Annotated in this window: 10 protein-coding genes and 2 tRNA genes; 6 read left to right on the top strand and 6 right to left on the bottom strand. The window is 39.2% G+C overall.

What is annotated here, in order from left to right; genetic code table 11:
* Position 1: 1 nt before the first annotated feature.
* The 4 genes from lgt to folE all read right to left on the bottom strand — a co-directional run bounded on the left by lgt (position 2) and on the right by folE (position 3,526).
* A complete protein-coding gene (lgt, locus tag DKG77_RS07640) occupies positions 2-970 on the bottom strand; it encodes a prolipoprotein diacylglyceryl transferase (RefSeq protein WP_109661861.1) in 969 nt (322 codons plus the stop codon).
* A gap of 123 nt (positions 971-1,093) precedes the next feature.
* On the bottom strand, positions 1,094-1,321 hold the full coding sequence (gene yidD, locus DKG77_RS07645; protein ID WP_165819365.1) for a membrane protein insertion efficiency factor YidD: 228 nt from the start codon (positions 1,319-1,321) through the stop codon (positions 1,094-1,096).
* A 28-nt stretch (positions 1,322-1,349) separates the two neighbouring features.
* Complete coding sequence (gene cysS, locus DKG77_RS07650; RefSeq protein ID WP_109661863.1) at positions 1,350-2,831, bottom strand: cysteine--tRNA ligase; 1,482 nt, start codon at positions 2,829-2,831, stop codon at positions 1,350-1,352.
* Between the two features lie 14 nt (positions 2,832-2,845).
* Positions 2,846-3,526 (bottom strand): GTP cyclohydrolase I FolE, encoded by a 681-nt coding sequence (gene folE, locus DKG77_RS07655; protein WP_109661865.1) that lies wholly within the window; start codon positions 3,524-3,526, stop codon positions 2,846-2,848.
* Positions 3,527-3,660: 134 nt separating this feature from the next.
* Here folE and DKG77_RS07660 point away from each other — a divergent pair, with 134 nt between their 5' ends.
* Positions 3,661-5,463, top strand: a complete 1,803-nt coding sequence (locus DKG77_RS07660; RefSeq protein ID WP_109661867.1) for a T9SS type B sorting domain-containing protein — start codon at positions 3,661-3,663, stop codon at positions 5,461-5,463.
* Between the two features lie 115 nt (positions 5,464-5,578).
* A complete protein-coding gene (locus DKG77_RS07665) occupies positions 5,579-7,024 on the top strand; it encodes a T9SS type B sorting domain-containing protein (RefSeq protein WP_109661868.1) in 1,446 nt (481 codons plus the stop codon).
* Between the two features lie 49 nt (positions 7,025-7,073).
* Here DKG77_RS07665 and DKG77_RS07670 read toward each other — a convergent pair whose 3' ends face one another.
* Positions 7,074-8,573, bottom strand: coding sequence for an OmpP1/FadL family transporter (locus tag DKG77_RS07670; RefSeq protein ID WP_109661870.1), 1,500 nt, complete (start codon positions 8,571-8,573; stop codon positions 7,074-7,076).
* Between the two features lie 34 nt (positions 8,574-8,607).
* Positions 8,608-9,933, bottom strand: coding sequence for a hypothetical protein (locus tag DKG77_RS16890; RefSeq protein WP_133248435.1), 1,326 nt, complete (start codon positions 9,931-9,933; stop codon positions 8,608-8,610).
* A 94-nt stretch (positions 9,934-10,027) separates the two neighbouring features.
* Between DKG77_RS16890 and proS the strand changes: the two genes are divergently transcribed.
* From proS to rpsT, 4 genes are all read left to right on the top strand, one after another.
* Positions 10,028-11,503, top strand: a complete 1,476-nt coding sequence (gene proS / locus DKG77_RS07685; protein ID WP_109661876.1) for a proline--tRNA ligase — start codon at positions 10,028-10,030, stop codon at positions 11,501-11,503.
* Positions 11,504-11,578: 75 nt separating this feature from the next.
* Positions 11,579-11,650: transfer RNA gene (locus DKG77_RS07690), tRNA-Glu, on the top strand.
* Between the two features lie 91 nt (positions 11,651-11,741).
* A tRNA-Glu gene (locus tag DKG77_RS07695) sits at positions 11,742-11,813 on the top strand.
* Between the two features lie 87 nt (positions 11,814-11,900).
* Complete coding sequence (rpsT, locus tag DKG77_RS07700; protein ID WP_109661878.1) at positions 11,901-12,152, top strand: 30S ribosomal protein S20; 252 nt, start codon at positions 11,901-11,903, stop codon at positions 12,150-12,152.
* Positions 12,153-12,266 lie beyond the last annotated feature (114 nt).

Genomic DNA, 12,266 nt, shown 5'->3' on the forward strand with positions numbered 1-12,266 from the left:
CTTACTTGGTAATTTTACTGGGAACAGGTCTGAACATAAAGTATAAACCAACCAAAATCATAGGGATGCTCAACCATTGCCCAATTGAAAGTAGCTCAAGAGACTCGTCAAAGTCATTCTGTCTTTTTTTGACAAATTCAATGAAGAATCGTATGGTCCAGAGGGCTACCATGAATACTCCAAAGAGATAACCTGTCTTGTCTTTTTTGTCTGTTTTCCAGTATAAAAGGTATAAGGCCAAAAACACAAAAAGGTAGCAAATGCCCTCATATAATTGTGCTGGATGACGAAATGGGATAGACTCTAGAACACTTGAAAATTCTGGATTGTTTTCAATTGCTTTATATGCCGCGCTTGCGGTTTTTTCCTTGGTAATGGACATTGCCTTGTAAGCAGGCATATCATCTGAATCCCTAATAAATCTTGTTGCCATAAAGAAAGATTCTTTCACTTCTTTCCCATTGATTTCGGAGTTGAAGAAATTCCCTATTCGAACAAAACCGGCTCCAATAGCTGAGGCAACAACCATTCTGTCCAACAACCATAGCATTTTTATATCTTTCCATTTTCTGCAATAAAGCCAAACACCGATAATTGCAGCGATGGTTGCCCCGTGACTTGCCAATCCTGTAAACCCTGTAAATTCATATCCATTTATAAACCCGAACAATGATCCATCCGCACTCTCCCTAATTGGTAATAATATTTCCAACAAATGATTTTTGTAATAGTCCCAATCATAAAAAAAGACATGTCCCAAGCGTGCCCCCAACATAATGGATACCACCCCGTGGATAAAAAGGGAGTCCAATTTCTCCATGGATTTTTTTTCGTTCAGGAAGATTTTCTTCATGATATACCAACCCACAACAAAAGCAGCGATCCAAAGTAAGTTGTAATATTTAATTTGGATAAAACCTAATGTAAGCAGCGTGTCATCTGGATTCCAATTAAAGCCAAGGAAATACATGTATAAAAATTTTTGAGCTAAGATAAATGTTTTGAATGGTTGCCAAGTTAGATTAACTTGATTTTTGGAAGTTCTGCTTTAATCACGGATTAGCAAATTCATCTCTTTAAAAAGAAGGTTTTATTAGGGCACCGGGTCATATCCTTTTCCTCCCCAAGGGTGACAACTAAAAATTCTCTTTAGAGCCAACCAACCTCCTTTAAAAAGGCCATGTTTTTTCAAAGCCTCTAAGGTATAGGCAGAACAGGTAGGTGAATACCTGCATGTGGCCGGAGTTAGCGGGGATATTAGTAGTTGGTACAACCTGACCAAAAGAACAAAAGGCGCAATAAGAATTTTTTTAATTGACATTCCTTTATGTTCAATATGATATATCTATTTAATTTACACTGAAAGAGGTACCATCTTTTCCGTCTTTAAGCTGAATGCCAAGGGCGGTCAACCTATCTCTTATCTGATCAGAAGTGGCAAAATCTTTATTCGCCCGTGCTTGATTGCGCAACTCTATCAACAAATCCATAACACCGTTCAATGCATTGGAATCATCTTTTACAGCAGATTGATTTTCCAACCCTAAAACATCATAAACAAAGGTGTTTAGTGTATTTTCAAGCAATGTTTTGTCTTCTTTGGTAATACTTTCTTTACCTTCTTTGATTAGATTGATGTGTTTGACCGCATCAAAAAGATGTGCAATAAGAATGGGTGTATTAAAATCGTCATTCATGGCGTCATAGCATTTCTGCTTCCATGCGCCAAAATCAAAATCAGACTTGGCCCCTGTGCTAAGGGTCTGAAGATTTTCCATAGCATCCATCAAGCGATTATACCCTTTTTCCGAGGCTAATAGTGCATCATCACTAAGGTCTAAAATACTTGTGTAATGGGCCTGCATCATAAAAAACCTAACTGCAGAGGGAGCATATGCTTTGCTTAGGATGTCATTTTCACCACTAAATATTTCTGAAGGGTATATGTTGTTCCCAGTGGATTTTGACATTTTTTTCCCATTTAGGGTCAACATATTGGCGTGCATCCAATATTTAACCGGGGATTTTCCTTTGCTAGCTTCTGCCTGGGCAATTTCACACTCATGATGGGGAAATTTTAAATCCATCCCACCTCCGTGAATATCGAATGTTTCACCAAGATATTTTGTGCTCATGGCTGTACATTCCAGATGCCAACCCGGGAATCCATCTCCCCATGGAGAAGGCCAACGCATAATATGCTGTGGTTCTGCTTTTTTCCAAAGTGCAAAATCTTGAGGATTTCTTTTTTCATCCTGTGCCGTAAGTTCACGGGTATTGGCAATCATATCTTCCAGCTTTCTTCCACTGAGTTTGCCATATTCATTGTTCTCGTTAAACTTTAGAACATCAAAATATACTGAACCATTTGCCTCATATGCATATCCTTTTTCAAGGATTTCCTTTATAATTTCTATTTGCTCAATAATATGACCAGTGGCAGTTGGTTCTATACTGGGGGGCAAAAAATTAAACTTTTGTAGTGTGTTATGAAAGTCAACGGTGTATCGCTGCACCACTTCCATAGGCTCAATTTGTTCTAACTTTGCCTTTTTTGCGATTTTATCTTCTCCATCGTCTGCATCATTCTCCAAATGCCCGGCGTCCGTAATATTACGGACATACCTAACTTTAAAGCCCAAATGTTTAAAATACCTAAAAATCATGTCAAAGGACATGAACGTGCGGCAGTTTCCCAAATGAACATTGCTATAGACCGTTGGCCCACAGACATACATGCCAATATGGCCTTCATTTATGGGTTGAAAAACCTCTTTCTTTCCTGAAAGTGAATTATGTACTTTTAGGTTTTGGTTCTTATAAAGTTGCATTGAAAAACTAATGATTAAAAATCGGTATCTAGGTTGATGTAGTCCAAAAATTCTCTTCTAACGGCTTCATCCTTAAATTTTCCACCATATTCTGCCGTAACAGTGCTGCTTTCAATGTCACGTATTCCTCTGGAATTTACGCATAAGTGTTTTGCATCTATTACACAGGCAACATCTTCTGTTCCCAACACTTTTTGAAGCTCCTTAACAACTTGAATGTTTAATCTTTCCTGTACCTGAGGACGTTTTGCATAGTAATCGACCACACGGTTCATTTTTGAAAGGCCTACAACAGTTCCGTTAGAAATGTAAGCGATATGGGCCCTGCCTATAATGGGTAGTAAATGGTGCTCACATGTAGAATACAGAACAATGTTTTTCTCCACTAACATTTCACCATACTTGTACTTGTTTTTGAAGGTAGAGGATTTTGGTTTTCTATCAGGATGAAGTCCTCCGAAAATCTCTTTTACATACATTTTGGCCACTCTTTTTGGTGTGCCGTTAAGACTGTCATCATCCAAATCAAGGCCGAGGGTCAACATTATTTCCCTTACACTTTTTTGTATTCTTTCTATCTTTTCATCTTCACTCAATACAAAGGCGTCTTCCCTAATAGGGGTCTCTGTTGAAGAGCCAACATGGTCGTTGCCTCTTTCCTCATACTGTTCTTCCAAAGCCTGCTCTAGTTTCATTTCCTATTTCTTCAAGAAAGCAAAGATATACATTAATAGCCTATTTAACATCTGGTATGTATAGTTTGACAACATAAATTATTGTTAAGGCAAAAGGCTATTTATTTTTATAACACCCAAACTTACAACCCTTTATGGTGAAATTGTTAACAAAAGTTTTAGCGGTTATTTTCTTTTGCCAAATGGCACATTCTCAAGTTACTTCAGAATGTGCTGATGCTACCCCAATTTGCAGCAATACACCAATAAATGGAGGAGCCAATGGTTATGGTATAGATGATTTCAATGGAGCTACTTCCAGCGGATGTCTGGAGCAAACTGTTTCTGGAGCTATCGAATCCAATTCGGTATGGTACAGATTTAGGACAGCTGCCACGGGTCAGCTAGGATTCAATATTGGTCATGACAGTGCTGAAGATTGGGATTTTGCTCTTTACAGAGCCAGTAATTGCAACAATTTGGGGGACCCCATACGCTGTAATTTCTTTGATAACAGTGATTTTAAAACGTTCATTGGTGTAGGAGAGGACCCAACAGGAGATATGGATTCAGTCCATTACGAAGATTGGGTGGATGTAAGTCCGGGTGAAGACTATTACCTCCTTATCAACAATTTCAGTAATGTAAATTCCGGATTTTCCATTCAATTTACAGGGGATATTTGGGTTACAAACCCAAATAGTGCACTTGATTGCTCCATAGTTAACAATTTGCTGGGCCCACCAATTGCAGCATGTGAGAATGAAACTGTTGTTTTAGATGCCACAACCCCCGCTGCAACAGGTTATGAATGGTATGCTGATACCGGCAGTGGATTTCAGTTAATAGCAGGGGCTGTATCGCCAACGTTAAATGTTTTAAATTCTGCTATGTACCGCACCGTGGTTACAACCGCTACTGGCACGGTAATTAGTGATGTTCAAGTGGCATTCAATCCAGTGCCCGTAACAGGAGCGATGATGGAGGAGATTTCATGCCATATAGAGGGTATGATCTTTGATTTGGAAACAAAAGATATAGAAGCACTTGGTGCGCAGGATCCAAACAGTTATATTGTTAGTTACCATAGTTCTCAGGCAGATGCTTTGACAGGTATTAATCCTTTGATGAAGCAATATGCAAAAAGTTCTGGCCAAGAAGTGATTTATGTTAGAACAGCTTCTTTGGCAAATCCTAATTGCTATGATGCTTCAGAAAGTTTTGTCTTTGATGCAATAGAAACACCAAACCTTACCTTTTCAGAAGAGGTGACTATTTGTGAAGATTCTAGCGGAATTGTTATTGGTGAGACTATGCCAAACCCTAATTATTCCTATTCATGGAGTACGGGAGAAGTAACACCTACCATAAATGTTTCACAAGAAGGAGAATACATGTTGACCGTAACCAACTCTTCAAACGGAATAAACTGTGAAACAAATAGAAATGTTAGTGTTAGGACATCTGTTTTGCCAGCCATATATGATATTGAAATAGAAGATTTGCAATCTAGCAATACCGTGACCGTTGTCACCCAGGTAGATGGGAACTTTGAGTACCGTCTGGACGATGGGGCTTTTCAAACAAGCAATGTTTTTGATGGAGTTTTTGCAGGAATGCACACAGTTACCATGAGAGATATCTTTGGTTGTGGGGAAGTGACGGAAAATATTGTTGTTGTCGGTTTTTCACCAATTTTCTCTCCTAATGGTGATGTCCTTAATGAAACATGGCATATTGATGGTCTTTCAGTATTGAATTCTCCGATTGTTACCATTTATGATCGTTATGGAAAACTAATTAAGGAAATGACAGAATTTAGTGCTGGTTGGGATGGTAGTTTAAACGGAAAGCCGCTTCCCTCTACAGATTATTGGTTTAAATTATCCTATATCGATGATAACGGAAATAGGACAGATGCCAAATATTTACAGAACCATTTTTCCCTGAGAAGATAAGATAACGTGCATTTTATCGATTAAGTGTATAATTTTTCGGTTAAAAAATAATAAAAGCGTGTTTTGGGCAGTTATACAAGGTAGATTACAGAATAACCTTTAGCCCCAAAATTCTATGAGAGCTCTATTTAGCGCTATCTGTTGTTTATTTCTATTTACTATAGGAGCAAATGCTCAAAACTCCCCAGATTGTAGAACTGCAATTCCTGTTTGTGCTGATATGCCAATTTTATCAGCTACGGACGGAAGCGGTGATATTGACGATTTTGACCCAGATGTAATCGTGCAATCTGGTTGTTTAGAAAAAGGTAGCGTCAGTTCTGCCAATATTGAGAACAACACTTCATGGTATGTTTTTAGAGCGGGAACGGATGGTCAGATCGGTTTTGATCTTGAAGCACTTCCTGTTACCCCTGGAGGAATTGTTACTTCCGAGTTGGATTTTGCACTGTACGGTCCTTTTGATCAAACCAGTGGACAAAATTTCTGTACAATTGTCGGTAATGGAACTTCGCAACCCATTCGGTGTAATTACGAGGTAAATGACACAGGTTTTACAGGTATTGGAGTTAATCCCATAGATGGTAGAGTAGGGGCACCATTTGTGGTGGGAAGCCAAAATACCTATGATGAATGGTTAGATGTAGTTGCGGGAGAGATTTACTATTTGTTCATAAATAATTACAATACCAATTTTAATGGTGATGCAGAGCCTTTTTCGTTGACATTTACCGGAACCTCTGTAGATGCAGATCAGAATACCGCTTTGGATTGTACATTAAGAGATGAATTTTTAGGATTGGATATTATTGCCTGTGAAGGCGATCCAGATATAGTGTTAAGTGCTTTAAATTCTCCAGCAGGACCTGCAATAGCTAATGTTACTTGGGAACTGGATGCGGATGACGATGGTACTTATGAAACAGTTTTGGCAAGTGGACCGGCGCAAACGGAATTTACGGTTACAAGTCCTAATTCTGGACGTTATAGAGTGACTATAGAAACTACTTTGGCCACTGTTATCACGGATGATATTCTTATCACATTTTACGGAGTTCCAGAATTGGACGAAGTACGTGTGGTAGATGATTTGGTAAATAGCGATCAAACAGATCCTTACAATATTGAAATTATTCCTTTGGGTGATGGTGATTATGAATATGCCATTAACGGTGGCGAATTTCAAGACGATCCATTATTTTTTGATGTACCACCAGGTGAAAACACGGTAATCATAAACGATAAAAATGGTTGTGGCATTACCGAACCTCTTCCTTTTCTAGTGGTTGGTTACCCAAAATTCTTTACTCCCAATGGCGATGGAATACATGATAATTGGAATGTATTGGGAATTGAAACCCTTACGGACCCCAGTGTCTTTATCTTTGATCGTTATGGTAAACTATTAAAGGAATTAGATGTAACAGGAGGTTGGGATGGTACTTTTAATGGTAGACAATTACCCTCTTCGGACTATTGGTTCCGTTTGGATTATGACCGTGATGATGCAGGGGTCATTGTTGCACGATCGGTAAGAAGGCACTTTTCTTTAGTGCGCTAAACAAAAAAGACCAGATCGCTCTGGCCTTTTGTTATAACGTCTTAGTTATCTAGAATTTTAAGGTATACCCCAAAGTAACATTGGTGTTTATCCTGTTTATCATAGCGGAACTATTTATTCCCGCATCAAACAACAAAGTATTTACATCTTGTTCTGTTCTATTGACAGCTAAATCTAATCTGCTTCCTCCAAAATTATAACCAATCCCTCCGGAGTATCCGTTTAAATCACTTATCATATCTCCATTTTCATAAGGGCTGCTCTCATATCTATATCCTGCACGTAAACTCACTTCATCAATACGATATTCCCCTCCAACCCTATATGTGTTCACAACACCTAGCTGGCCGGCGATAAAATCATTTTCAGATACAAAGCTAGGGTCCGTAGTTGGTCTAAGTTCAGCTTGAGACATATCTTGATATCCGTAATCAAAACTCAAAAGACCATCTTTTCCAAAAACAACAGCCACACTTCCAGTAAGTTTGGCCGGAGTTTTTATTCTATATTCTTCAAACAAATTGACAATACTGAAGTTGATAAAGTCAATATCCTGCTCTGCCAATGTGGAATTAATGCGTTGAGATGTATCATCAGTCAATTCGTACCATGTTGGAGATTGGTAACTACCACCTACACGAATGTTATCGTTCAACTTTGCTATACCACCCAAACTAAAGGAAAATCCATAACCTTCGGTATGAAGAAGATTATCAAATGTGGTAAACTGCACCGGAGAATCGGCATCATAGCCATTTTCATCCAACAAAGTCAATCTATCATATAAAACAGTATGAAAGTTCAAGGAAGCTCCTAGGTAGAGGTTCTCTTGATATTGTCCGGCGAAATTTACGGTGAATTTGCTGTTGTAACCTGTGGTGCTTTGCAGATAATCCTGATTTACACTGCTATATTGAGCATTTGAGAAATAAGAAGTATTCGTGTCTTCATCAACAGTAGGTTCAATTATACCTGCTTGAAACCCAAGAAATGCTTGTTGTGCACCAAAGCCAATATTGGAACCTATATCTAAATAAGCATCTTCAATGAATTCTCCTTGTTGGATGCGTAGGGGTCCAAGAGCTTGCCCTTGGGCAAAATTTAAGAAGTAATTGTCTATACCTTGATTAGTATTTCCTGAAACCACAAATTCATCATCAAAATTTTGTACTAAATCATAATTGAAGGCCAATGCAAGTTTTTTCCATGGACTGTCCGAAGATTTAAAAACAAAAACACCTCCAACTTGATTTAACTCCAACGAGTTGATGTCCGTGTTTCGAAGACTGTTGCCAAAAAGGGCATCATTGCTTCTATTGTAATTGGAACCGGAAACAGTAAGTTGGCTGTGATTAAAAACAGCAGAACCGGCTGGATTTACATTGAGAGAAGATAAATCTCCTCCCAAGGCGCCAAAGGCACCACTCATGGATTGAAATCTAGCTGTTCCCTGAATGTTTTCCGTGCTATAACGTAATACATCATTTATGTTTTGAGCACTTGCCAATGCGCATGCCAATACCATTATGAAAGTTGAAATTCTTTTCATTTCTCGCGATTTTTTTACCGTAATTTTTTAAGATTTATTGCCTTCTTCCACTTCTGCCAGATGATGACCTTGAACTAGACCCTGAAGACCTACTAGATCTTCCAGAGCTTCTATAGTTTCCAGAACTTCTTGAGCTGCTCCCTGAACTTCTGTAACTTCCGCTACTTCTTGAGCTTCTGCTACTTCCAGAACTTCTATAACTTCCGGAACTTCTTGAGCTACCAGATGATCTATTGTAGTTGCTACTGCGCGGTGCAGTTCTACCGGAAGATTGATAACTTCTGGTACTTCGTCCAGATGTTCTGTAACCAGAAGAGGAATTTCTATTTGTAGTGCCTCTTCGGTATGTGCCGCTACTTCTTGTAGATGGCGAAGTTCCATAAGAACGGTATGTTCTAGAGTTTCTATTCACATTTGGAGTTGTTCTGGTACTTCTGCTTGTTCTATAGCTTCGGTTTCTTGCTATGGCATCAGCACTTACAGACCTTCTTGTAGTGGTTCCGCTTCTATATGTTCTTGAGCTTCTTCCTGCAGATGCACTCCTGCTTACATTGGAACGCCCAGCACTGGTTCTGTATCTTGAGGAGTAACCGCTTCTTCTGGATGCTAAATTAGATCTTCCTCGAAGTGATGTCCCCGGAATTATACTATTGGAATATCCTCTTCTACTTCTATTGTATGCATAGCCTCTATTGTAATATCCTCTATGATATCCTCTGTTCCAGCCATAGCCATAGCCGCCCCAGCCCCAGCCAAAGCCACCACCCCAATAGGGAGATCCCCAGCCACCGGCCCAGCCATAACCACCGCCCCAACCGAAGCCACCGCCCCAGCCCCAACGATTCCATCTCCATGGGTTGTTCCAGCCCCATCCATAACCAAAGCCACCCCAGCCCCAGTTATTCCATAGCCAAGGGTTGGCGCCCCAACCAAAGCCACCGCCCCAATTGTCATAGACGTTTATTGTTACATTTGAAGGGTTATCTCCCCAGCCTGGATTACCATTATAGGAATTGTTATTTGCAAAATAGTCGGTTTGTTCGCCCAAAGGGATACTGTCATTCTCGATATTACTGGAATAACTGTCTACGTCAGTGAAAATCTCATCTTCTAAAATTTCATCGTATTCATTTGCTTTTTGCCCAAAATAATCTCCATAAATATCACTCTCTTGCTTTTCTATTCTAACTGCTTCAGCTGATTTTTTTTCTACACGGACTGTGCGGTTATTGTTGGAATAAATTCCATCGTCATCATAATATGAAGCCGTTTGATAAGAACCACAAGAGGCCATAAGAAGAATGCCCATTACGGATACTGTAAGGATTTGAGATTTGGAGTGGAGTAGAGACTTTATCATTGCACAATTTTTATTGTTGAACATACTAAAAATAGTTAGTTTTACCGAACTATTTTGAAGACAAAGTCACAAGTTTTGTGCCAAACTATTGTAGATGGGAAAAAATTTAACGAGTAGAAGCGAGGATTATTCCAAATGGTATAATGAACTTGTAGTAAAAGCGGATTTAGCTGAAAATTCAGGGGTTAGGGGATGTATGGTGATTAAACCATACGGCTTTGCCATATGGGAAAAAATGCAAGCTCAATTAGACAAAATGTTTAAGGAAACTGGGCATGAGAACGCTTATTTTCCTCTATTTATTCCTAAATCATATTTGAGCAAAGAAGCAAGCCATGTAGAAGGTTTTGCAAAAGAATGTGCAGTTGTTACCCATTACCGATTAAAAAATGCCGAAGATGGGAGCGGAATCATTGTAGATGAAGATGCCAAGCTAGAGGAAGAACTTATTGTTCGCCCTACATCAGAAACCATTATATGGGACACCTATAGAAGATGGATACAGTCTTATCGTGATTTACCGCTACTAATCAATCAATGGGCCAATGTGGTGCGTTGGGAAATGCGTACACGCTTGTTTTTACGCACAGCTGAATTTTTATGGCAGGAAGGTCATACGGCCCATGCGACAAGACAAGAGGCGGTAGATGAGGCCGAGCAGATGATGCATATATATGCAGAATTCGCGGAAGAGCATATGGCAGTTCCCGTAATAAAAGGAACGAAAACGGAAAGCGAACGCTTTGCTGGTGCTGAGGAAACATATTGCATTGAGGCTTTAATGCAAGATGGAAAGGCTTTACAAGCTGGAACCTCGCACTTTCTTGGACAGAATTTCGCAAAGGCCTTTGATGTTAAGTTTGCCACAAGAGAAGGAAAACAGGAACATGTTTGGGCCACTTCATGGGGAGTGTCTACCCGATTAATGGGGGCACTGGTAATGACTCATAGTGATGATAATGGATTGGTACTTCCTCCTAAATTGGCGCCTATTCAAGTTGTGATCGTTCCCATCTATAAAGGATTGGAGCAGTTAGATGCTATTTCTGAAAAAGTAAATCCTTTGGTAAAGGAATTACGCTCCAAAGGAATTTCTGTAAAATATGATAAAAGGGATACCCATAAACCAGGCTTTAAATTCAATGAATATGAATTAAAGGGTGTGCCGGTGCGTTTAGCCATTGGACAACGAGATTTGGAAAATGGAACATATGAGGTTGCAAGAAGGGATACGTTACAAAAAGAATCTGTAAAGGCTGAGGATGTTGTTGCTAAAATTGAATCTTTAATGCAGGAAATTCAGGAAAACATTCATAAGAAAGCCTTGGACTATAGAGAAGCCCATATAACCAAAGTGGATTCCTACGATGAATTTAAGGAAGTTATAGAAGGAAAAGGAGGTTTTGTATTGGCCCATTGGGATGGTACCCCAGAAACGGAGGATAGAATAAAGGAGGAGACCAAGGCTACAATACGATGTATTCTTTTAGATGCTGAAAAAGAGGAAGGTAAGTGTATGGTTACCGGAAAACCATCAATACAGAGAGTGCTGTTTGCCAAGGCTTACTAAAAGGCGGCAAAAAATAAAATTTACTCTTGCAAGACTTAAAAATAGTTGTATTTTTGCATCCGCAATTATGCACCCGGCCCGTTCGTCTAGGGGTTAGGACGCCAGGTTTTCATCCTGGTAACAGGGGTTCGATTCCCCTACGGGCTACGAAGTTCAGTGAAATACTGGGTAGATTGATTAAAAGTCATATGAGATGAAACATGCTCATTTAACTCTTAGTTGTTCAGTTTACCTAAATGGCCCGTTCGTCTAGGGGTTAGGACGCCAGGTTTTCATCCTGGTAACAGGGGTTCGATTCCCCTACGGGCTACAAGAATAATTGAAAAGTAAAAAAGAAAGATTTAAATTATAGGTTATTACCAGTTTCAATCTTTTGTTATCCATTTAAATTAAGACAATGGCAAACCATAAGTCAGCATTAAAGAGAATTAGAAGAAACGAAGCAGTACGTTTACGTAACAGATATCAACACAAAACTGTGCGTAATGCTATTAAAAAACTGCGAAATGAAGAAGATAAAAAAGCTGCTGAAACACTTTTACCTACAGTCGTGGGTATGATAGATAAGTTAGCAAAGCGAAATATCATTCATAATAATAAGGCTGCTAACTTAAAGAGTAAGTTAATGACTAGAGTTGCAGCAATGTAATTCCATTTCATTTCTATAAACTAAAAGCGCCCCTGTTTAAGGGGCGCTTTTAGTTTTATGCTAGTTGCTTAATATACAATTCTGATTCGCTTAAAAACAAGTTGAAGCTTTACC

The organism is Flagellimonas aquimarina, assembly GCF_003149745.1.
Lineage (GTDB): Bacteria > Bacteroidota > Bacteroidia > Flavobacteriales > Flavobacteriaceae > Flagellimonas > Flagellimonas aquimarina.